This is a genomic window from Massilia sp. TWP1-3-3 (genome assembly GCF_049897805.1).
Lineage (GTDB): Bacteria > Pseudomonadota > Gammaproteobacteria > Burkholderiales > Burkholderiaceae_D > Telluria_A.
In genome coordinates, this window is sequence record NZ_JAFCWX010000007.1 from 10964 (window position 1) to 33003 (window position 22040).

A 22040-nucleotide genomic window follows, 5' to 3' on the forward strand; every position below is an offset into this window, starting at 1 on the left:
ATGCCGTTCCCCCTGGCCAGAATTGCCCGCTTGAGCGCGGCAATCGCGCTACTCTCCTGCGCCGTTGCGACCAGCGCGCGCGCCGCCGAAGCATTGCCTCCCATCGACAGCTTTTTCGCCAGTGCGCGCTTTAGCCACCCGCAGCTCTCGCCCAACGGCAAGCTGTTGGCCGTGGTCACCGGCGCCCCCGGCAAGCGCGACGAGCTGACCGTGCTGGACCTGGTGGACGGGCGCGTGTCCGTGGCCGCCAATTTCCGCGACGCCGATATCGGCGACTTTCAGTGGGTCAATGACAAGCGCCTGGTGTATGCCACGCGCGACCGCCAGGCAGCGCAGGGGCAGATGCACAATGGCCCCGGCCTGTACGCGGCCAATGTCGACGGCAGCGGCGCGCTGCAGCTGGCCGACCGCAGGGACAACGTCGGGCGCACGCCGGTGCGCGTTGCCAACGGCCGGGTGATGCTGCCGTGGCACACCTATCTCGCCAGGCAGGCCGGGGCCCAGAATTCAGACGCCGTGTATGTCTACAGCCGCCGGATGGCGGGCGGCGAGTTTCAGGAAGTGGACTTGCTGCTGCTCGACACGCTCACCGGCCGCGCAAAAAAGGTCGACGCTCCGGAACACGTCCAGGGCTGGGTGCTGGACCAGGCGGGCGAGCCGCGCCTGGCCATCACGGGGGAAAACGACAGCCAGTCGGTGCAGTACCGCGATCCGGCCACCCAGGCCTGGCGCGCGCTCGTCACCTTCGACGCCTTCAAGGGCGGACCGGGCGCCTTTTCGCCGCTCGCCTTTGGCGCTGACGGCACGCTGTATGTCGCCGCCAGCAAGGGCAAGGACAAGATCGCCCTGCACACGCTCGAGCTCGCCAGCGGCAAGCTCAGCGCTAAGCTCAGCGACAAGCCACTGGTCGTCGCCGATGACTACGATTTCAATGGCCGCCTGATCATGGGCAAGTCCGGCTTGCTCGGCTTTCGGGTCGTCACCGACGCCGAAAACACGCTGTGGTTCGATCCGGCCATGAAGGCCGTGCAGGCCGAGGTCGACAAGAGCTTGCCCGGCACCGTCAACCTGCTCAGCGTGGCCACGCGCGGCGAAACGCCGTGGGTGCTGGTGGAATCGTATGCTGACGTACGGCCCAGGACGCTGCTGCTCTACAACAGCGCGACCAAGGCCTTCAAGCGCATCGGCAGCACCAATCCTGCCATCAAGCCGGAACGGATGGGCACCCAGCAAGCCATCAGCTACACGGCGCGCGACGGCCTGACCATTCCCGGCCTGCTGACGCTGCCGGCCGGAGGCCGGCGCGCCGGCCTGCCGCTGGTGGTGCTGGTGCACGGCGGGCCTTACGTGCGCGGCAATTCATGGGGCTGGCAGCCGGAGTCGCAATTTCTCGCCTCGCGCGGCTATGCGGTGCTCGAGCCGTCCTACCGCGGCAGCACCGGCTTTGGCAGCAAGCACTTTCGCGCCGGCTGGAAGCAATGGGGCTTGAAGATGCAGGACGATATTGCCGACGGCGCCAAGTGGGCGATCGCGCAAGGCTTGGCCGACCCCAAGCGCATCTGCATCGCCGGTGCCAGCTACGGCGGCTACGCCACGCTGATGGGACTGGTCAACGATCCGGACCTGTTCAAGTGCGGCGTGGACTGGGTTGGCGTGACCGACATTGCGCTGCTGCGCAACGGCCAGTGGTATTTCGCCAGCGACCTCACCGAACGCTACCTCAAGTACGGCATGCCGGTACTGGTGGGCGACGTGGACAAGGACGCGGCGCAGCTGAAGGCAACCTCGCCCATCGAACAGGCCGCGCGCATTACCCGACCGCTGCTGCTGGCCTACGGCGGCGCCGACCGGCGCGTGCCCAGCTACCACGGCACACTGTTTTACGAAGCGGTAAAAAAGACCAATCCGAACGTGGAGTGGGTGCTGTATCCCGAAGAAGGGCATGGCTGGGCCTTGCCGGAGACGCGCGTCGACTTCTGGGGCCGCGTCGAAAAATTCCTCGAGAAAAATATCGGCCAACCTTAGGGAGTAGCGTCGCTGTCGGCCACGCCGTCTCCCGGCGCCCCTTCGCCATCGTCAATCCATTCGATGATGTCGCCCGGCTGGCATGCCAGATGCTCGCAGATCTTGGCCAGGGTGCCAAAACGGATGCCCTTGACCTTGCCGGACTTGAGCAGCGACAGGTTCTGCTCGGTGATGCCGATGTAGGCGGCCAGGTCCTTCGACTTGACCTTGCGCCGCGCCAGCATCAGGTCCAAGTGGATCACGATGCTCATCAGACGAAACCCTCGTTGTCCTCGGCCAGGCGGCGCCCTTCATGCATCAGCCGGATAATCAGGTAAAACAGCGCGCATACGAGGATCAGCAGCAGTTCGGTGCTGGTGACGCCAATCGACACCCGGTTTTCTGGCGCGTTGCCAATGAGCCGAAACGCCAGCGTTCGCACTGGCGCCTCGACAATGGCAAGGCAGGTCGAGGCCAGCGCGGCGCCGGCAAAAGCGCGCACGTGGGCGATGGTGTCGAGATCGAACAGGGCGCGGCGCTCGATGTTGGCCAGCGCGCGCAGCAATCGCCACAGGCCGTAGCCGAGCGTGAGCAGCACCGGCAAACCGGCCAGCACACCGGCCAGCCTGTGCGCAGGGGCGAGCGCGCGCGCGGCGGCGGCGCTCATGCCGTCCGGGCTGATCTGCATGAAAAACCCAAGCGGCAAAACGCCGCTCCAGCCCAGCACAAAAAACACCAGCTGCAAGACCGCGCAGGCGGCAAGCAGCACCCGGATCACGCGAATTTCTGTTTTCATGATAAAATTTTTATCGCTATACAGTAATTTATTACTGTAAAACATGTATAAATGATTGTGATACATTTATTTTATCATCCAACAGGAGCCGCGTATGCGTGCCTTACCCGTATTGCTCATTGCCGCCGCGCTGTCAGGTTGCGGCACCATGGAAGTAGGCGAGCGCAATTTCATCAAGCCGGACAAACCCGGCACGCCCGCAGCGGCGCACCTGGACGCGGCCAAGCACCTTGGCGCGGGCGTGCTGCGCGACGAAGAAATTGCCACGCCCGACGGCGCCGTGCTGCGCGGCATCCGCTTTCAGCCACCTGGCGCCACGCGCGCCGTGCTCTACTTCGGCGGCAACATGTTCCACCTCGACCAGCACGGCGCCGAGCTTTTGCCGCTGCTTGCCTCGTGCGGCACCGGCGTGGCCGTGTTCGACTATCGCGGCTACGGGCGCAGCAGCGGGCAACCGAATATGCAGCGCATGGCGGCCGACGCGGTGCGCCTGTACGACCATGTCAGCGCGCAGTTTCCGGGCGGGGTGATCGTGCACGGGCAATCGCTGGGCAGCATTCTGGCCGCCTACGTGGCGCAGCAGCGCCCGTCCGCGCGCGGCATCGTGCTCGAATCGACCACCAGCAATGTGCAGGACTGGGTCGACGCCGCTGTGCCGTGGTACGTCACTTTAGTGAGCGAGGTGAAGGTGGAAGCGGGGCTCAGGGCGCTCGACAATGTCGCGGCCATGGGCGGCTACGGCGGCACCAGCCTGGTGCTGGTGGGCGGCGCCGACAAGGTCACGCCGCCCCCGCTGGCGCGCAAGGTGTTTGACGCCATTCCCGGTCAGCGCAAGCAGTGGCACCTGGCGCCGGGCGCGGGACACAACGACACCTTCGGGCGCCCGGATGTGATGCCCGTCTATTGCAAGCTGGTGCGCGAAAGCTGAGACACCACCACCCCGGCGATCCACCCCGGGGTGAGATTTATTCGACGATGGTCTGGTGCTCGTCGCCCGCGCGCGCGCGGATGGCGCCGATGCGCGAGACGGTTTCGCCGGCCGCTTGCAGCTGCGCGAACGCGGCGTCGGCGTTTTCTGGCGAGACGATGACGATCATGCCGATGCCGCAGTTGAACACGCGGTGCATCTCGGCATCCGCCACGTTGCCGTGCTGCTGCAGCCACTGGAACAGCGGCGGCATGGTCCATGCCTTGGAGTCGAGCACTGCCGTCAGCCCCGGCTGCAGCACGCGCGGGATGTTTTCAACCAGGCCGCCGCCGGTGATGTGGACCATGCCCTTCACTTCCATCGCTTCCATCAGCGCCAGCAGCGGCTTGACGTAAATGCGGGTCGGCTCCATCAGCACGTCGGACAGCTTGCGGCCATGAAAGTCGCCTTCCAGGTCCGGCTTGGCCACTTCAATGATCTTGCGCACCAGCGAATAACCGTTCGAGTGCACGCCCGACGAGGCCAGCCCCAGCACCACGTCGCCCGGGCAAATCTTGGTGCCGTCGATGATCTTCGATTTTTCGACCGCGCCGACGGCGAAACCGGCCAGGTCGTATTCGCCGGCCGGGTACATGCTCGGCATTTCCGCCGTTTCGCCGCCGATCAGCGCGCAGCCGGCCTGCTCGCAGCCCTGCGCGATGCCCTTGACGACGGCAGTTGCGGTCGGCACGTCGAGCTTGCCGCACGCGAAATAATCGAGGAAAAACAAGGGTTCCGCGCCCTGCACCAGGATGTCGTTCACGCTCATGGCGACCAGGTCGATGCCGACCGTGTCGTGCCGGTTCAGCTCGAAAGCGAGCCTGAGCTTGGTGCCCACGCCGTCGGTGCCCGAGACCAGCACCGGCTCCTTGAACTTCTTGCTGATCTCGAACATGGCGCCGAAACCGCCGAGGCCGCCCATGACGCCTTCGCGCATGGTGCGCTTGGCAAACGGCTTGATCGCTTCGACCAGCGCGTCGCCGGCATCGATATCGACACCGGCATCGCGGTAGGAGAGGGAAACATTAGAAGATTGGCTCATGGTGTATTTGGCGGCGGAGGCGGTAAAATAGAGGGCGGTGGACCTGTTCGGGCCGAATCTGGACTGAACCCGGGCTAAAACTGGACAATCCGCTATTTTATCAAAACGGCCCGCCGTCAGCCGAATTAACCCACATTACAACAAAACTACATGCCATCGACCCTTTTCCAGGACCAGCAACGCGCCGCCTTCCGGCCGGCGTTCTGGCGGGCATTTAGACCATGAAACAGCTGGTACTCGACCTGGGCGCCGAACAAGCCCGCAGCCTCGACACCTTCGAGGTCGGCCAGAACGCCGAGATGGCGCACCTGATGCACCAGTTCGCGCAGCGCAGCGCGCGCGAGCATTTCGCCTACCTGTGGGGCGAGAGCGCGGCCGGCAAGACCCACCTGTTGCAGGGCCTGGCCGCCACGAGCGCTTCGCGCTATATCGGCGCGGACGCGACCGAGGCCGACTTCGTCTACACCCCCGACGTGTCGCTGTACCTGCTCGACGACTGCGACAGGCTGTCGGCCGCGGCCCAGATCGACGCCTTTGCGCTGTTTAACCAGATCCGCGAACACGGCGCCTACATGGTCTCGACCGGCCCGGTGCCGCCGGCCGTGCTGCCGGTGCGCGAAGACCTGCGCACGCGCATGGGCTGGGGCCTGATCTACCAGATTCACGGCCTGTCGGACGAGGAAAAAATCGCCGCCCTCACCCATGCCGCCGAAGCGCGTGGTTTGACGCTTTCGGCCAGCGTGTTACCCTATCTGCTATCCCATTTCAAGCGCGACATGCGCTCTTTGTCGACGATGCTCGAAGCGCTTGATCACTATTCCCTCGAAACCCAGCGCCCGGTCACCCTGCCGCTGCTGCGCGACCTGCTATTGAACGCTCCCAAAGAATGAAGAACCTGGCCCTGTTTGACCTCGACCACACCCTGCTGCCGATTGACTCGGATTACGAATGGGGCCAGTTCCTGGTCCGTACGGGCGCTGTCGATGCGGTCGCCTTCAAGCGCGCCAACGACGATTTTTTCGCCCAGTACCAGGCCGGCACGCTCGACCCGGTCGAGTACCTTGAATTCGCCCTTGGCACGCTGGCGCGCTTTCCCCGCACGCGCCTGGACGCCATGCACGCGCAGTTCATGGCCGAAGTGATTGCGCCGGCGATCCTGCCGCAGGCGCGCGCGCTGCTGCAAAAGCACTTGGATGCCGGTGACCTGGTCTGCATCATCACCGCCACCAACCGCTTCGTGACGGCGCCGATCGCCGCCGCGCTCGGGGTCGAACACCTGATCGCCGCCGTGCCCGAGGAAGACGCGCACGGCAACCTGACCGGCAAGCTGCTCGGCAGCCCCACTTCCGGTCCCGGCAAAGTCACCCACACCCACGCATGGCTGGAACAGATCGGCACGCCCCTCTCCGGGTTTGGCAGCAGCCACTTCTACAGCGATTCGCACAACGATATTCCCCTCCTGTCCGTCGTCACCCACCCTGTTGCGACCAACCCGAACGCTGCGCTATCAACGCACGCAACGAGCCTTGGCTGGCCTTCACTTTTCCTATTCAATGATTAAAAAATTCATCCGCAAAATTTTGGGCGTCAAAGACAAGCAGCCGGTGCGCGACCTGACGCAGCCCATCATCCTGACCGCGGCCGAACACGGGATCGACCCCAGGCTGCTGTCGTCGAACGCGATCCGGGTGACGTCCTCGCTGCAGGAGGCGGGCTACAAGGCGTTCGTGGTCGGCGGCGCGGTGCGCGACCTGCTGCTGGGCGTCAAACCCAAGGACTTCGACATTGCCACCGACGCCACGCCCGACCAGGTCAAGCGGCTGTTCCGGCGCGCCTTCATCATCGGCAAGCGCTTCCAGATCGTGCACGTGATGTTCGGCCAGGATTTGCTGGAAGTGACGACCTTTCGCGGCGCCGGCGAAGCGTCTGCGCCCAAGGATGAACACGGGCGCGTCTTGCGCGACAATCATTTCGGGCCCCAGCACGAAGACGCGATGCGGCGCGACTTCACCATCAACGCCATGTACTACGACCCGGCCACGCAAGAAGTGCTGGACTACCATGGCGGCATTGCCGACATCCGCGACAAGACCTTGCGCATCATCGGCCAGCCCGAAGCGCGCTATCGCGAAGACCCGGTGCGCATGCTGCGCGTGGTGCGCTTTGCGGCCAAGCTGCAGTTCACGATCGAGCCGCACACCCGCGAGCCGATCGCGGTGATGGCGCCGCTGATCAACAACGTGCCGGCCGCGCGCGTGTTCGACGAAATGCTCAAGCTGCTCATGAGCGGCCACGCGCTGGCCTGCCTGCAGCAGCTGCGCAAGGAAGGCTTGCACCATGGCCTGCTGCCGCTGCTCGACGTGGTGCTCGAGCAGCCGATCGGCATGAAGTTCGTCACACTGGCGCTCGAGTCGACCGACAACCGGATCAAGGCCGGCAAGGGCGTCTCGCCGGGCTTTCTGTTTGCTTCGCTGCTGTGGCACCAGGTGGTGGAAAAATGGACTGCCTACCGCGCCGCCGGCGAGTCGCCGATTCCGGCGCTGCATCTGGCCGCCGACGACGTGCTCGATTCGCAGACCGAAAAACTAGCCCTGCAGCGCAAGATCGGTTCGGACATGCGCGACATCTGGTCGATGCAGCCGCGCTTTGAGCGGCGCAACGGCAAGGCGCCGTACAAGCTGCTCGAGCATCTGCGTTTCCGTGCCGGCTACGACTTTTTGCTGCTGCGCTGCGAGTCGGGCGAGATCGACATGGACATCGGCGAATGGTGGACCGCTTTCTATGAAGGCGACGCGGTCGAACGCGAGCAGCTCTTGACCACTGCCGTGGCTTCGCCCGCGGGAGCGAAACGCAAGCGTCCGCCGCGCCGCGGCCCGCGCCAGAAGACCGGTGCTGAAGGCGAAGCCGAAGGCGGCGGCGCCACCGAAGAATGATCGCCTACATCGGCATTGGCGCCAACCTGGGCGACGCCAGCGCCAATGTCGACGACGCGCTGGTGCGCCTTGCAGCGCTGGACGGCTGCCGCGTGTTGGCCGCGTCAAGCAAATACCGCACCGCGCCAATCGATTCGTCGGGTGCCGATTACGTCAATGCGGTGGCGTGCATCGAGACGCCGCTGGCCGCAGCGGCGCTGCTGACGGCCCTGCATGCAATCGAACTGGCGCATGGACGCGAGCGGCCTTATCGCAATGCGCCGCGCACGCTGGACCTGGATATTTTATTGTATGGCGACGAGCAGATCGACCTGCCCGCGCTGCACGTGCCGCATCCGCGCATGCTTGAACGCGCGTTCGTGCTGGTGCCGCTGCTGGAGATCGCGCCCGGCATCATGGTTCCGGGGCGCGGGCTGGCGAGCGGCTTTTTGCCCGCAGTGGCGGGGCAAGGCATCGAAGCGATGGAGTAGGCATGCAGATTCCGTTATCGTCCAGACCACCGTGCTGCTGACCATGTCGAACGTCTTCATGACCTTCGCCTGGTACGGGCACTTGAAGAATATGTCGACCCGGGTGTGGTGGTATGCGGCGCTGGTGAGCTGGGGGATTGCACTGTTCGAGTACCTGCTGCAGGTGCCGGCGAACCGGATCGGCAACACCCAGTACAGCCTGGCGCAGCTCAAGATTTTGCAGGAAGCGATCACGCTGACCGTGTTCGTGCCGTTTGCGATGTTTTACATGAACCAGCCGTTCAAGCTCGATTATGTATGGGCGGGCTTGTGCCTGGTCGGGGCCGTGTATTTCATCTTCCGCAGCTAGGCTCCCAGCACATTCCCCCGGTTCGCATTACACTAGCGCGGACATCCCATTTTCAATATCAAAGGATCATCATGAGCGGTTACTTGCAAGGTAAGGACATGGCTGGCGGCAACACTCCTGCGCCTGTGAAACCGGTGGTCACCAAGGCGGTGACGATCCCAAGCTTGAATGCGATGCGCGCGGCCGGCAACAAGATTGCCATGCTCACCTGCTACGACGCCAGTTTCGCGTCGCTGATGGACCGCTGCGGGGTCGAAGTGCTGCTGATCGGCGATTCGCTCGGCATGGTCTGCAATGGCCACACTTCCACCCTGCCGGTCACGGTGGCCGAAGTGGCCTACCACACGGCCGCAGTCGCGCGCGGCAACAAGAGCGCGATGGTGCTGGCCGATATGCCTTTTGGCAGCTACGCCACTCCGCAAGCGGCTTTTGACAACGCCGTCAAGCTGATCCAGGCTGGCGCCCACATGGTCAAGCTCGAAGGCGGCGCGTGGCTGGCCGAGACGGTACGCTTCCTCACGGACCGCGCCGTGCCCGTCTGCGCGCACCTGGGTCTGACGCCGCAGTCCGTGCATCAGCTGGGCGGCTACAAGGTGCAGGGCAAGACGATTGAAAGCGCCGAACACTTGAAGGCCGACGCCAAGCTGCTGCAAGAAGCTGGCGCGGTGCTGCTGGTGATCGAAGCGATTCCGACGGCGCTGGGCAAGGAAGTGACGGAACTGCTGACCATGCCGACGATCGGCATCGGCGCCGGCCCCGACTGCTCGGGCCAGGTGTTGGTCATGCACGACCTGCTGGGCGTGTTCCCGGGCCGCAAAGCCAAGTTCGTGAAAAACTTCATGGAAGGGCAGACCAATATCGACGCCGCAGTGAGCGCTTACGTTGGTGCGGTCAAGGATGGCAGTTTTCCGGCGCAGGAACATTGCTTTTGATGTGAATGCCTGATCACACGGTGGTTGGGCCGAAGGCTGCGGCATGGCGGGATGCGCTTGCGCTTTTCCGCCCTACGTGGGCGCCGCCTGCTGGTCGCGGCGAAACGCGTGAGCGCGGACCGTAGGGCGGAAAAGCGTAGCGCATTCCGCCGGAGTTGCCACTAACCGTGGCGCCAGGACCGGACGTCAAGCGTGGCCTGCGCCACCGTGCGGCGCACCGCTGTAGAGTGCCCCCATGACACCCGCACCCCGCCTCTTCATTGCCCTGCTGCCCGACCCTGCAGTGCGCAACCATCTCGCTGCCTGGCGCGACGCCTGCTCCTGGCCGCGCCCGGCAACGCCGGTAAAAACGGCGCGCCTGCACTTGACGCTGCATTTCCTGGGCGATGTCCCGCTCACGCGCCTGCCCGAACTGCAAGTGCCTTGCGAATCGTTTTCCCTGCGCTTGACACATGCAGCACTTTGGCCGCACGGCATTGCCGTACTTGAACCGGACACTGTTCCACCCGCCCTGCACGCGCTGCACGCCAACCTGCAAGCCGCGCTGCACGCCGCCGGCCTGGCTGTCGACCAGCGGCCCTACCGTCCCCACGTGACACTGGCGCGCCGCGCAACAGGCGCCGCCTTGCCGGATGCCGCGCGATCTGTCAACTGGCCCATCCACGCCTACCACCTGATGTCGTCAGCGCCGGCCTCGAACGGCAGCTATACAACGCTGCAGATGTTCGGCTAAGGCACCGGCTAACGCACCGGCGGCGTCACCAGCACCCCGACATAGCCATCCGGTACCGCGAGCGCATGCACCCGGCAATTGCCCGGCAGCGGCTTGAATTCCCCCAGTTCCAGCCCCAGGCATTTGAGGTGCGCTTCGCGCCGCGCCCACGCGTGCGCAAACAGATCGGCGCGCCGCGCGGGCGACACGATGGCCAGCATATCGCGCACTTCCCGCCCCAGGTAGTCGAGCGCCACCCGATCCATATCAGGCGTCTCCTGCACCTGCATGACGTCGATGCCGACCGCGCCGCGCGCATTGAACGCGGCAAAAGCAAAGGGCCCGGCGTGGGTGATCGACACGCCCTGCGCCGACGGGTGCCCATTGAGCAGCAGCTGCGGCGCGGCACCGGCCACTGAGCGGATCGCCACTTCGTCGGGGGACATGCCCAGCTTGCTGCCAACGAGTTCGCGCAGCGCGGCGCGGATCTGCAGGCGCGCCGTTGCGCGCGGCGCATAAGCCGTGTCCACCCGCACCACATGCAGGCCGGGCTCGACCATCACAATGTGCATCAGCGGCATCAGCGCACCAGCGCCGCGGGACAACCGGCCCAGCTGGTGCCAGGCGGGATGAACTCGCCCTTCATCACCAGCGTCAACGGTCCGACGCGGGCATTGTCGCCTACGGATGCGCTGTAGAGCACCGAACTGCGGGGCCCCATGTACACCTTGCGGCCGATCTCGACCCGGTCGATCTTCATGACGCGGTCCTCGAACAAGTGCGTTTGCGGGCATGCCAAGGCATTGAGTTCGCTGTAGTCGCCGATGCTCACGCAATCAAATTCGGTGATGTCGGTGGTGTCCAGATAGACGCCCTTGCCGATCTTGCAGCCGAGCAGGCGGAACGCGACCGGCAGCCACGGCGTGCCGCGCAGGTAGCGCATGAAGTTGGGCACCGCGATCCCTTCATACATATTGGTGACGCCTTCGGAGAGCCAGACAAAGCTGGTCCACATGGGCGCGGCGCGCTTGCGGTAGCGCCCGAGCAGCAGCCATTTCATCCCCAGCACCAGCAAGAAATTGACGGCGCAGTAGCCCAGCCCGGACAGCGCCAGGTACAGCACCACCTCGCGCCAGCGTTCGGCGCCGGCCAGCGGCATCACGTTCAGGACGATGGTGTAACCGACCGCAATCACCAGTGCATGGGGCGCGACGATCCGGAACGATTCGACCAGCGTGCGGCCCAACCGGCGCTGCGGCGACGGCCGGTAGGTCAGCGATTCGGGGTAGCCGCTGGTTTCTTCGCGCGCCGGCAAATGGATGGGCGGTGAACCCAGCCAGGTGTCGCCGCTGGCCATTTGCCCGTTGCAAGGCGCATGCGTATGGACCCCGACCAGCACCCGCTCGGGCAGGATGGTGCCGTCTGGAATATAGCTGCCGTTGCCGACAAAACTGCGGTGCGACACGACGGTTGCCTCGGTAGTCATCCAGCCGCCGTCGATCTGCTCGTCGCCCAGCATGACGCCGTCGGCAATGAAGGTTTCGTCGCCCAGCGTGAGCATGTCGGGCACGACGCCAAGCGCCGTCGAAATTTCCGCGTCGCGCCCGACCTTGGCGCCCAGCAAGCGATACCAGGTGGAGGCGAACACGGTTGCATAAATGCCGTGCAGCACATTCAAGCTCGATTCCTGGATGTGGCTGACCAGCCACTTGGCGCAGTACGTGTTGCTGTGAACGCGGGAGCGGCCCGGTGTGAGGCGCGGCAGGAAGCCCCAGCGGATGCCGGCCGACACCAGCAGCGTCATCGTGATCAGCACCGCGCTGGCGGGAAAGGCGAGCACGAAATAGCGCACCAGTTCGGTTCCCAGGTCGCCGCTGCGCAGCCATGGCAGCACATCGATTTCATCGAGCCAGTCGATCAGTATGAAGCTGGGAAATACCGGCATGAAGAACAGCGTCGACACGAGCAGCATGCCGAACACGAAAAACAGCCCTTCCCCGGCCAGGCGCAAGCGCCCGACTGGCGGGCGCGGCGGCACATCCGGCACAAAAGGGCCGATATCGCGCGCGGGCGACCCGCCCCATACGCGCCCGGGCGGCACGCGCACGCCATCAGCGAGCGCCGACTGGCCCTCCACATGGCCGAGTGCGCCGACGGCGGTATTACCTTCCAGGACGCAGAACGAGGAGACGCAGGCATCGTCGCCCAGTTCCACCTGGCCGAGCAGCAGGCGGCCCCGTTCGACCCGCGCGTTTTCAATGTTGACGGCGTTGCCGATGCTAACGCCGTCGCCCACGCGCAGCAGGTCGGGCGCGCGCAACGTCATCGAGCCGATGATCACCGAGCGCCCCACCTTGGCGCCAAGCGCGCGCAGCCACCAGTTGCCGAGCGACGAGCCGCTTAGCAGGTAGACCGGCGCGCCTTCGATCAGGCGGTCGGCCAGCCACCAGCGATAGTATGTCCAGCCCCACAGCGGATAGGAGCCGGCTTGCATGCGGCCGGCAACGAGCCACTTGCCGGCGATGGCGACCAGGAACTCCATCAAGGTGGCCAGCAGGAAGACGACGATCGAGGCGGCAATCGCGCGCGCCACCGAGTCGCCCGGCTCGCCCGAGAAAAAGTGGTAGGTGAAAAACGGCGCCAGCCACTGCGCCATGCGCAGCGTCACCAGCGGCGGCACGGCGGCCGCCTGCGCCACGGCGCAGGTCCAGCGCTTGAGGCTGGAAGGCGCCTCCCAGTCGGCCTGCGCCTGCTGCGCGACCCCGGCCTCGGCCAGCACGGCGGCGATGCGCCCGATCTGGCGCTGCTGGTAAATGTCGCGCACCGTCACGTGGGCAAAAGCGGGGTCGGCGCGCAGGGCCGACGCCAGGCGCGCGGCAAAAAACGAGTGCCCGCCAAGGTCGGTGAAAAAATCCGCCTCGCGCCGGATCGCCGCGCCCGGGAACAGCGTGGCGAGCGCCTTGAACAGCGCAACTTCCGCGGGGGTGTCGGGCAGGTCCGACTCGCCTGCGGCGCCTGGCGCCGCGGCGCTGAGCGGCATGGCCCTGAGCGCCTTGCGGTCAATCTTGCCGGAGGTCAGGCGCGGCATCAGCGCCAGCGTCTCGAAGCGGCCCGGCACCATGTACGGCGGCAGCAGCGCGGCCAGCGCGTGGCGCAGGCGCACACTGTCGACGCCCTCGCCGCCTTCGCCGCCCGAAGGTACGATGTAGGCGACCAGCTGGTCGATGCCGTCATCGTTGCGCAGCAAAACCGCGACCGTTCCCACGCCGCCCTGGTGCGCCAGCACCGCTTCGATTTCGCCCAGTTCCACCCGAAAGCCGCGGATCTTGACCTGGTCGTCAGTGCGCCCCAGGCACTGCACCTGGCCGTCGGGATCGATGCGGGCCAGGTCGCCCGTGCGGTACAGGAAGGCGTCATGCACGCCGCTAGACCAGGGATTGGGCAGGAATTTCTCGGCCGTCAGGTCGGGCCGGCCCAAGTAGCCCGCCGCCAGCCCGGGGCCGGTGATGCACAGCTCGCCGGTGCTGCCGCGCGGCTGCAGCGCCAGCGCCGCGCCTTCGGTGGCAATGACCAGCAAGCCGTAGTTGGGCAAGGGCGTGCCGATCGTGATCGGGCGCCCCGGTTCCAGACGCGCCAGGCTGGCCGACACCGTCGCTTCGGTCGGGCCGTAGGTGTTGAAGATCTGGCGGCCGGGGCTGGACCAACGCTCGACGACCGATTCGGGACACATTTCGCCGCCAAGGTTAATCAGGCGCAGGCACGGAACGTCTTCGCTGAACAGCGCCAACAAGGTGGGCACCGCGTGCAGGACGGTGACGCGGTTGGCGGCCAGCATGCGCGGCAGCGTTTCCGGGTCGCCCGCCACGTCCTTGGGGCCGATCCAGAGCGTGGCGCCGACCAGGTAGGCGATCCAGATTTCTTCGAACGACATGTCGAACGCCACCGAGAAACCCTGGTAGACCCGGTCCTGCGCGACAATGCCGAGCACCTGGTTCTCGCTGCGCAGGAAGTGGCAAATGCTGCGCTGGGAGATGACGATGCCCTTGGGCTTACCCGTGGAGCCGGAAGTATAGATGACGTAGGCCGGGTTGTCGGGCGTCACCGGGCCGCGCCGGCGCAGCACGCCGCCATGCTCGAGCGGGGCAAGCAGCAGCGGCGCCTGCCAGACCGGAAAAGCGGCGCCAGCCAGTTGGGCGCTCAGTGCCGCGCTGGTGACCACGCCAAAGGCGGCGGCGTCATCGACGCAGACCAGCAGCCGCTCGACAGGGGTATCCTGGTCGACCGGCAGCCAGGCGGCGCCGGTTTTGGCGATGGCCGCCTGCAGGACCAGCAGATCGATGCCGCGCTCGATCCACAGCCCGACGATATGGCCGGGCCGCACGCCAGCGTCGATCAGGCGCGAGGCGGCCAGGTCGGCCAGACGATCGAGCTGGTCGTAGGTGAGTTCGGTGGTGCCGAAAATGAGGGCGATCTGGTCGGGCGAGCGTCTGGCGCTCGCTTCGAGCAGGTCAGCGAGGACTTCCTCGCGCAGCAAATTGGGGGCGGTGACGCCGTACAGGATATCGGCGTGCACGCCGGCGACTTCGGGCATCAGTAATTCTTCGTTCATGACATCACTTTGGTGGCATTTACGCTCCAATGAGCGCACGCAAACACCATATACCACTGAGCGGGACGGTGCATGGTCTTACTGAAAATAAATTTATCAGTGCTGGAGATCTATGACTTCAGGCGACCTTCAATCCGGCGATCAAGAACCAGCCAGACGAGCGCGACGCAGATGTAGAAGGCGAAGCCGAGCCAGGGATGAACGAACGCGGCGCCCACGCCGATTGGATAGCACAACAGCGACAGCAGGCCCTTGCGGTCGCGGCCGATGGCTTCGGCGAGCATATGCTCGCCCTGCTGGCGCATCAGGCAGCGGACCAGGATTGCATAGGCGACGGCGCACATGAACAGGACCACGCCGTAAGCGGCCACGGGCAGCGTGGCAAAGTGGTTTTCACCCATCCAGCCGGTGACGAAGGGAATCAGCGACAGCCAGAACAGCAGGTGCAGGTTGGCCCAGAGGACGGCGCCGGTGACGTGGCTGACTGCGTGGAGTAGATGGTGGTGATTATTCCAGTAGATGCCGACGTAGATGAAGCTGAGGACGTAGCTGAGCAGCACGGGTACAAGCGGAAGCAGCGCGCCGAGCGAGTCGCCGTGCGGCACCTTGAGTTCCAGAACCATGATGGTGATGATGATCGCGATGACGCCGTCGCTGAATGCCTCTAGTCTACCCTTGCCCATGTCGGCCCTTTATCTCCAGTGATTGCAATTCGTTCCAGAACAATTTGGTGACCGTGATTTCCCGGAGGATTGCACAGCATATTTGCGTTTGCACGGATCTGATATGCAGCGTTGGGCATGATGCCTATCATAACGTAGACAAAAGTTGTACGCAGCGAATCCCGAGTCCATGCGGTCCGCATAATTGTTTTTAAGTGCTAATCGAGATTTCGCTATTCCGGTCTGAAAACGATGCATAATGAAAACGCTACAGTTAGTAACAATGAACTTAGTACCCTTGCAGTTGAATCTACATTCCCTTCGCCGTCCACCACGATCAATCGTCCACTGAAGGTGACAATATGAAATTAGGTAGCGCCACGATAATTTCTTTCCTGACCCTTGCTGTTGTCTCCGTTGCTGCGGTCGCTGCCCCAGGCACACCAATTGGAGGAATCATCGTCAAAGGCGGGAAAAATCCGGGAGGGCAGATGCTTGTGTTGGGGACGACAGATGCCGAGGGCAAATTCAAGATTAAGTTTGCGGAGAGTGGCGACTACAAGCTTGAATTCGTTGGCAGAGTGAACAAAAATTTGGTTGCGCGGGGCGCCGACGACGTAGGTCTTGAGTATGCTGTACGAGCGGTCGCTGACACGCAGAAGCTACTTCAAGGCGCAAGTCATACAGCACGCTTTTCGAGCAACCTGGGAAATGCTCAGCTTGTGGTAACGGTGCCAAAAGGTGGTGCCGAGATTGCCGGAGTGCTCCAAACCACCAGCCCAGTCGAGGCCGGCCCATCGGCCGAGCGCGCTATTAATGAGAGCGGCGTAAGCGTGAAGTCATCGAAACCGAAGGGTAGCAAGTGATCTCGAACCAAGCCGAGTACGGAATTTTCGATGAAGGTCACATCCACACGCGTGCCTGTTCCAGGGTTTCAGCGGCACTACTGCGCGCCTTCGCGACCCAGATAGTACCAGTACTCCTGAGTCCAGGTAGCGCATCAATAACGGTCTGATTCGCGCAGCTTTCGAATGAATTCCCCTGCTGACTCTGTCTGCGGAGTCATCTGTGCGCGGTGTTCGGCAAGACTGGACATTTGCTTGCGCGCAGGCTCGCTGGGCACGAGCTTCACAACCGCACGCCCACGCTTGGTAATCGAAATTTCCTCGCCGGCTTCGGCCAAGCTGATCAAGCGACTCAGTTGTGCCTTTGCCTCGGCAAGCGTATAGGTGGACATCGTTCCCGCCTGACTATTCAGATGATCATCTGCTCATAGCATGTGACTCAGTCGCGGGAGCCTGTCGTCCCGACGCCTACACTTTACGATCGCGCCGGGCCACATATATATGCGCGAAAGAATAGTCAGTCCGAGCCATCATAAATCTCGCCCTCATCACCGGATACGAACGCGGCCAGCTCAGAGGCAAGCAGCAAGGCGGCAGACATAATGGGATCATCACGGGAAGTAGAAGACGGCGCCTTGAAAGAAATTTTCCCTCGATTCCAATGAAACACTCTCGCCCATTGGCCTTCCACCAAGATTGCTACGGTCCCGTCCTGGCCTTGCACGGCGATTTTTGCTCCGGTCACGGGGTTTATGGCTGTTGAATTCGCCTCATCCAATTGACGCTCGCCGTGCGCTGTTACGGTCGCAATCCATTCCACCAGTTCAATCGGATCTTCGCGCTCGATGTGCAGTCCGTATGCCACTACTGTTCTCCTGATGTCGAATTCGGCGGCGCCAAGTCGCCACTGTTTTGGCGCGCCAGCACATCATTAACGATGAGAAGCCTTGCGTGAGTTGCACGAACGGTCAGCAAGGCCGGTCTCACCAATCGAAGTCCATCTGGCGCGCCGTGCTTGTCGCAAGGCGATGATCGACAATCCGCGCTACCAGATGAAGGCTCATGTCGATGCCAGCGGAAATGCCGGCGGAGGTAACAACGTGGCCTTCGTCCACCCAGCGTTGCCCATCGAGCACGTTCACCGAGGGAAACATCGCCTGCATTTCCGCGATATCTTCCCAATGGGTTGTCGCTGCCTTCTTTTCCAGCAAACCAGCTTTGCCCAGGAGAAACGCGCCGGTACAGATGGAGGCCGTGATCCGGGCGCTCCTGGAGCATGCTTCGATCCATTTGGACACTTGCGGCTTGGCCAATTCTTCGGTGACGATTCCGCCCGGGACGATCAACAAATCAATGGGGGGATGATCCTCAAAGTCATAGTCCGGAACCACACGCAGACCGGCGCGTGCCCGCACTGTTGCCTTCGATTGAGCCACCGTGAAGACATCGAAGGTCGAGGTTTCGGTGCCGTGAAGTCGTTTGAACACCCGCGATGCGGTACTGAACACTTCATAAGGGCCGGCGAAATCCAGCACCTCTACGTTCTCGAACAGAAAGATGCCCACCGTGCATACCATGCCCACTCCGTAAATCAGTAGCGCATAAAAAGCGACATGACCATGCCGGCCACGACAATGAGCGGAATGAGCGCCGCAGCCAACGCAATCCCGGCGCGCACCTTGGCAGTACGAAGGGCGTAAGCGGCCAGGCCTATCGCAGCAATGAGGCTTAGCGCCCCCGCAAAAAACACCGCTGTCGACCATTTCCGCGCTGCTTCAACCTGCTCGCGTGCATCCGGCGCAGGATCGCCCATCTGGGAGAATACCCCGAACAGCGCCAGCGGCCACGCCACAGCAACAAGAATGAGGGCCAGGTTTGCTGCCGTCGTTTTTTTCATGATCCGCCATATGCAAGATGACTGCGAGTGAGCACGTCATGCATCGGCATGCCGTTCAAAGTGCAGACGGTCGTACCACACGCCGCCAAGCTCGAAACTGCGCTTGGAACGGCCGTACTGCACGAACCCATTGCGCTCCAGCACGCGCACCGATGCTGCGTTTTCCGCGCGCGCATCGGCCTCGATGCGCAGCAGGCCAAGCTGGCTGAAAGCAAGCGCCACGACTTGGCGCACTGCCTCGCTGGCATAGCCCTTGCCGCCTGCCGACTCTGCAATGCGATAGCCCAGGACGGCAGAATGATAATGCGCGCGCTTTACTCCGCTCAGGTTGGCCCTGCCAACAAGGTCACCGGCGTCGTCCTTTACCAGAAACTGGTAGCCACGATCGTGGGCGGCATCGGCGAGCGCTGTTTCAATTGCTTGTGCCACGCCTGCGGCTGAATAATAGAAAGGCAGCCTTGCATTGATGTTCGCTTCGAAAAACTGCCGGTTCCTCAATTCAAAATCAAGCAGTTCACGAACATCAGAATGGCCCGGAGATCTCAAGGCGACCGTCGCGTCGGCCACATTAGAAGCCATCAACATTCATCCTATCTGGATCCAGGTGGTCTTCAGTTCGGTGTACTTGTCGAACGCGTGCAGGGATTTGTCACGCCCATTGCCCGACTGCTTGTAGCCGCCAAAAGGCACGGTGATATCGTCGCCATCGTACTGGTTCACATGCACCGTTCCCGCCCGCAGCGCGCGCGCAGTCTGGATCGCCTTGCTGATGTCGCGCGTCCACACCGCCGCCTGCAGGCCATACGGCGTGCCATTGGCCTGTTTTACCGCATCCTTGATGTCGGTAAAACTGAGCACCGACAGCACCGGGCCGAAAATCTCTTCCGAGGCGATGCTCATCGAACTGTCGACCTGGTCGAACAAGGTGGGCGCGACATAAAAGCCGCCCGTTTCCGTGCGCGCCGCAGCGCCGCCGAACAGCAGCTTGGCGCCGGCCTGCTTGCCCTGCTCGATGTAACCCATCACGGTCTTCATCTGCGTGGCGTCGACAATGGCGCCCATTACGGTAGCCTCGTCGAGCGGATCGCCCGGCTGGTACTGGGGCATCAGTGGCAGCGCTTTTTCCAGGAACGCATCCTTGATCGATGCTTCGACAAACAGGCGCGAAGGCGCGTTGCAGCTCTCGCCCTGGTTGAAGTAAATCGAGCCGATGGCGGCGCTGACGGCGGCGTCAATGTCCGGGCAGTCGGCGCACACGATATTGGCCGACTTGCCGCCCAGCTCAGTCCAGGCGCGCTTCAGGTTCGACTGGCCCGCCATCTGCAAGATCTGCTTGCCGACCTTGGTCGAGCCGGTAAAGCCGATGCAATCGACATCCATGTGCAGCGCGAGCGCGGCGCCAGCCTCGTGCCCGTACCCCGGAACGACATTGAACACGCCGGCGGGAATGCCCGCCTCGAGCGCGATCTCGGCCAGGCGCAAGGCCGTCAGCGGCGACTTTTCAGACGGTTTGAGGATCACGCTGTTGCCGGCGGCGAGCGCCGGGGCGATCTTCCAGGCGGCCATGATCATCGGGTAATTCCACGGCACGATGGCGGCCACCACCCCGACCGGCTCGCGCGTGATCAAGGCCAGGCTGTTGTCGGCGGTGGGCGCGATTTCATCGTAAATCTTGTCGATCGCTTCGCCATACCAGCGGATGCAGTTGGCCGCCGCCGGCACGTCCACGCTGCGGCTGTATTTGATCGGTTTGCCCATGTCCAGCGTTTCGAGCAGCGCCAGCTGATCGGTATTGGCCAGCATCAGGTCGGCGAACCGGATCAAGGTGCGCTTGCGCTGCGCGGGCGACTGGCCGGCCCAGCGCCGGTCCTCGAAGGCGGCGCGGGCGGCGGCCACGGCGTCGTCCACGTCGGCCGCCTGGCAGCGGGCGATGGCGCCCAAGTTGCGCCCGTCGATGGGCGAGATATTGTCGAAACGCTGTTCAGTCCTGGACCACACCCGCTCGCCGCCGATGAATGCGCGTCCGTCCGGCTTGACTGCCGCTGCCTGGTCATGCCAATTTGTTGCCGCCATTATTGTCTCCTCGCTGGATTTTGCCCTGGCGCGCCGTCGATATGGCGCACCCCGTTTGCCACAGTGTCGCATGTTAGACACTGGACCAAGTTTTCATTTTGACCAGTGTTTTGTCCCGGTATAATCCTCAGGTTTTGCCGCCGGCCATTCTTGCCAAAAATCAATATCAGACTTTGTTTTACTGGGAGTGACGATACATGAATTACACACTGATTACCTGCGTGGTGATCTATCTGCTCGCCACGCTCGGCATTGGCGTCTGGGCCGGCACCCGCATTAAAAACACCGCCGACTTTGCCGTCGCCGGGCGCAGCCTGCCGCTGATCATGGTGGTGACCACCACCTTCGCCACCTGGTTCGGCGCCGAAACGGTGATGGGCATCCCCGCCCGCTTCGTGCAGGGCGGGCTCAATGCCGTCGTCGAAGACCCGTTCGGCGCAGGCTTTTGCCTGATCCTGGTGGGCATGTTCTTTGCGGCCCGGCTGTACAAGCTCAATTTGCTCACCATTGGCGACTACTACCGCCAGCGCTACGGCAAAGGCATCGAGATCTTTTGTTCGGTCGCTATTATTTTAAGCTACCTCGGCTGGGTGGCCGCGCAAATTACCGCGCTCGGCCTGGTGTTTACGGTACTGACCAACGGCGCCATGAGCGAAGCGGCCGGCATGATCGTGGGCACGCTGGCGGTGCTGGTGTATGTGGTCGCGGGCGGCTTTCTGGCCGTGGCCATCACCGACTTCATCCAGATGATCGTGCTGGTCATCGGCCTGTCCATCATCGCCTATTTCGCGGCCGACCTGGCCGGCGGCGCGGACCAGGTGTTCGCCATGGCAAACCGCGACCACCTGTGGAAGTTCCTGCCGCCGCCAAAGTTCCATGACATGGTGTTCTTCCTGGGCGCGGCCGTCACCATGATGCTCGGCAGCATTCCGCAGCAAGACGTGTTTCAGCGCGTCATGTCGGCCAAGAACGCGCCCACCGCGCGCGCCGGCGCCATGATCGGCGGTGCGAGCTATATCTTGTTCGCCTTTGTGCCGATGTTCATCGTTGCCAGCGCCGTGCTGGTCATGGGCCAAAGCGGCGTGGACATGGTCAAGAATGATTATCAGCGTCTGTTGCCCACGTTCGTGATGACCAAGATGCCTTTGATGATGCAGATTATTTTCTTTGGCGCGCTGCTGTCGGCGATCAAGAGCACCTCGTCGGCCACGCTGCTGGCGCCGTCGACCAGCTTTGTCGAGAACATCCTCAAGCACCTGCGTCCAGGCATGACCGACAAGCAGCAACTGCTGGCGGTACGCGTGTCGATTGTCGTGTTCGCGGCCCTGGTGCTGACCTATGCGATCAAGATGCACGGCACCTCCATCTACGAGCTGGTCTCGAGCGCTTATCAGGTCACGCTGGTGGCCGCCTTTGTGCCGCTGGTGATGGGCATGTACTGGCAGCGCGCCACCACGCAAGGGGCGATCGTGTCGATCGCCGCAGGCTTGATCACCTGGATCCTGTTCTTCCCGCAGCTGACAACGTGGGGTGAGCATTTCCCCGGTCAGCTTGCCGGCTTGATTGCAGCGTTCATCGGGATCGTTATCGGTTCGCTGATGCCGCAAGTGCTCGGAGACCACAAGGTGCCGTAGGGCGTAAAAGCGCAAGCGCATTACGCCAATGTTCGCGTCAACGTGACGCGGACATTGGCGCAATGCGCTGCGCTTTTGCGCCCTACGGGTTGCGTCGTGGCAGAATCGGTTCGCT

At 63.3% G+C, this 22040-nt stretch carries 23 protein-coding genes; 11 read left to right on the plus strand and 12 right to left on the minus strand.

Features of this window, described 5'->3' with window-relative positions; translation table 11 throughout:
* Positions 1-2025: an alpha/beta hydrolase family protein gene (locus tag ACP7D4_RS08500; RefSeq protein WP_426208631.1), complete on the plus strand. Its 2025-nt coding sequence runs from the start codon at positions 1-3 to the stop codon at positions 2023-2025.
* Here ACP7D4_RS08500 and ACP7D4_RS08505 read toward each other — a convergent pair.
* Both ACP7D4_RS08505 and ACP7D4_RS08510 read right to left on the minus strand, forming a co-directional pair.
* Positions 2022-2276: a helix-turn-helix domain-containing protein gene (locus ACP7D4_RS08505; RefSeq protein WP_426107187.1), complete on the minus strand. Its 255-nt coding sequence runs from the start codon at positions 2274-2276 to the stop codon at positions 2022-2024. The genes ACP7D4_RS08500 and ACP7D4_RS08505 overlap by 4 nt on opposite strands.
* Positions 2276-2800 carry a DUF2975 domain-containing protein gene (locus ACP7D4_RS08510; RefSeq protein ID WP_426107188.1) on the minus strand — a complete coding sequence of 175 codons (525 nt, stop codon included), beginning with the start codon at positions 2798-2800 and terminating at the stop codon, positions 2276-2278. The genes ACP7D4_RS08505 and ACP7D4_RS08510 overlap by 1 nt, the downstream gene beginning before the upstream one ends.
* 94 nt (positions 2801-2894) lie before the next feature.
* Here ACP7D4_RS08510 and ACP7D4_RS08515 point away from each other — a divergent pair, with 94 nt between their 5' ends.
* Positions 2895-3728: an alpha/beta hydrolase gene (locus ACP7D4_RS08515; protein WP_426208633.1), complete on the plus strand. Its 834-nt coding sequence runs from the start codon at positions 2895-2897 to the stop codon at positions 3726-3728.
* Positions 3729-3765: 37 nt separating this feature from the next.
* Here ACP7D4_RS08515 and purM read toward each other — a convergent pair whose 3' ends face one another.
* Entirely contained in the window at positions 3766-4809 is a 1044-nt protein-coding gene (gene purM, locus ACP7D4_RS08520) for a phosphoribosylformylglycinamidine cyclo-ligase (protein ID WP_426208634.1), read from the minus strand.
* Between the two features lie 221 nt (positions 4810-5030).
* On the opposite strand from purM, the gene hda reads away from it, so the two are divergent.
* The 7 genes from hda to thpR all read left to right on the plus strand — a co-directional run bounded on the left by hda (position 5031) and on the right by thpR (position 10226).
* Positions 5031-5699 (plus strand): DnaA regulatory inactivator Hda, encoded by a 669-nt coding sequence (hda, locus tag ACP7D4_RS08525; RefSeq protein ID WP_426107192.1) that lies wholly within the window; start codon positions 5031-5033, stop codon positions 5697-5699.
* A complete protein-coding gene (locus ACP7D4_RS08530) occupies positions 5696-6370 on the plus strand; it encodes an HAD family hydrolase (protein WP_426107193.1) in 675 nt (224 codons plus the stop codon). The genes hda and ACP7D4_RS08530 overlap by 4 nt, the downstream gene beginning before the upstream one ends.
* The gene (gene pcnB, locus ACP7D4_RS08535) at positions 6363-7742 is read left to right on the plus strand and encodes a polynucleotide adenylyltransferase PcnB (RefSeq protein WP_426107195.1); all 1380 of its coding nucleotides are present in this window, start codon (positions 6363-6365) and stop codon (positions 7740-7742) included. Before ACP7D4_RS08530 ends, pcnB begins: the two co-directional genes overlap by 8 nt.
* A complete protein-coding gene (folK, locus tag ACP7D4_RS08540) occupies positions 7739-8212 on the plus strand; it encodes a 2-amino-4-hydroxy-6-hydroxymethyldihydropteridine diphosphokinase (protein ID WP_426208635.1) in 474 nt (157 codons plus the stop codon). Before pcnB ends, folK begins: the two co-directional genes overlap by 4 nt.
* A gap of 43 nt (positions 8213-8255) precedes the next feature.
* Complete coding sequence (locus ACP7D4_RS08545; protein ID WP_426208823.1) at positions 8256-8561, plus strand: DMT family protein; 306 nt, start codon at positions 8256-8258, stop codon at positions 8559-8561.
* 71 nt (positions 8562-8632) lie between these two features.
* Positions 8633-9493 carry a 3-methyl-2-oxobutanoate hydroxymethyltransferase gene (gene panB / locus ACP7D4_RS08550; protein WP_426208636.1) on the plus strand — a complete coding sequence of 287 codons (861 nt, stop codon included), beginning with the start codon at positions 8633-8635 and terminating at the stop codon, positions 9491-9493.
* Between the two features lie 235 nt (positions 9494-9728).
* The gene (thpR, locus tag ACP7D4_RS08555; protein WP_426208638.1) at positions 9729-10226 is read left to right on the plus strand and encodes an RNA 2',3'-cyclic phosphodiesterase; all 498 of its coding nucleotides are present in this window, start codon (positions 9729-9731) and stop codon (positions 10224-10226) included.
* Positions 10227-10234: 8 nt separating this feature from the next.
* Here thpR and ACP7D4_RS08560 read toward each other — a convergent pair whose 3' ends face one another.
* The 3 genes from ACP7D4_RS08560 to ACP7D4_RS08570 all read right to left on the minus strand — a co-directional run bounded on the left by ACP7D4_RS08560 (position 10235) and on the right by ACP7D4_RS08570 (position 15497).
* Positions 10235-10786 (minus strand): 4'-phosphopantetheinyl transferase family protein, encoded by a 552-nt coding sequence (locus tag ACP7D4_RS08560; RefSeq protein ID WP_426107204.1) that lies wholly within the window; start codon positions 10784-10786, stop codon positions 10235-10237.
* Entirely contained in the window at positions 10786-14814 is a 4029-nt protein-coding gene (locus ACP7D4_RS08565) for a Pls/PosA family non-ribosomal peptide synthetase (protein ID WP_426208640.1), read from the minus strand. The genes ACP7D4_RS08560 and ACP7D4_RS08565 overlap by 1 nt, the downstream gene beginning before the upstream one ends.
* Positions 14815-14924: 110 nt before the next feature.
* Positions 14925-15497, minus strand: coding sequence for a TMEM175 family protein (locus tag ACP7D4_RS08570; protein ID WP_426208641.1), 573 nt, complete (start codon positions 15495-15497; stop codon positions 14925-14927).
* Positions 15498-15838: 341 nt separating this feature from the next.
* On the opposite strand from ACP7D4_RS08570, the gene ACP7D4_RS08575 reads away from it, so the two are divergent.
* Entirely contained in the window at positions 15839-16342 is a 504-nt protein-coding gene (locus ACP7D4_RS08575) for a hypothetical protein (protein ID WP_426107214.1), read from the plus strand.
* A 134-nt stretch (positions 16343-16476) separates the two neighbouring features.
* Here ACP7D4_RS08575 and ACP7D4_RS08580 read toward each other — a convergent pair whose 3' ends face one another.
* The 6 genes from ACP7D4_RS08580 to ACP7D4_RS08605 form a co-directional block, all read right to left on the minus strand.
* Positions 16477-16713, minus strand: coding sequence for a type II toxin-antitoxin system Phd/YefM family antitoxin (locus ACP7D4_RS08580; protein WP_426107215.1), 237 nt, complete (start codon positions 16711-16713; stop codon positions 16477-16479).
* A gap of 125 nt (positions 16714-16838) precedes the next feature.
* The gene (locus ACP7D4_RS08585) at positions 16839-17186 is read right to left on the minus strand and encodes a hypothetical protein (RefSeq protein ID WP_426208643.1); all 348 of its coding nucleotides are present in this window, start codon (positions 17184-17186) and stop codon (positions 16839-16841) included.
* Between the two features lie 118 nt (positions 17187-17304).
* On the minus strand, positions 17305-17898 hold the full coding sequence (locus ACP7D4_RS08590) for a DJ-1/PfpI family protein (RefSeq protein WP_426208644.1): 594 nt from the start codon (positions 17896-17898) through the stop codon (positions 17305-17307).
* A 14-nt stretch (positions 17899-17912) separates the two neighbouring features.
* Positions 17913-18218 (minus strand): hypothetical protein, encoded by a 306-nt coding sequence (locus tag ACP7D4_RS08595; RefSeq protein WP_426107220.1) that lies wholly within the window; start codon positions 18216-18218, stop codon positions 17913-17915.
* A gap of 36 nt (positions 18219-18254) precedes the next feature.
* Positions 18255-18797, minus strand: coding sequence for a GNAT family N-acetyltransferase (locus tag ACP7D4_RS08600; protein ID WP_426208646.1), 543 nt, complete (start codon positions 18795-18797; stop codon positions 18255-18257).
* Between the two features lie 6 nt (positions 18798-18803).
* On the minus strand, positions 18804-20291 hold the full coding sequence (locus ACP7D4_RS08605; RefSeq protein WP_426208647.1) for an aldehyde dehydrogenase: 1488 nt from the start codon (positions 20289-20291) through the stop codon (positions 18804-18806).
* 197 nt (positions 20292-20488) lie between these two features.
* Between ACP7D4_RS08605 and ACP7D4_RS08610 the strand changes: the two genes are divergently transcribed.
* Complete coding sequence (locus ACP7D4_RS08610; RefSeq protein WP_426208649.1) at positions 20489-21925, plus strand: sodium:solute symporter family protein; 1437 nt, start codon at positions 20489-20491, stop codon at positions 21923-21925.
* The last annotated feature ends 115 nt before the right edge of the window (positions 21926-22040 follow it).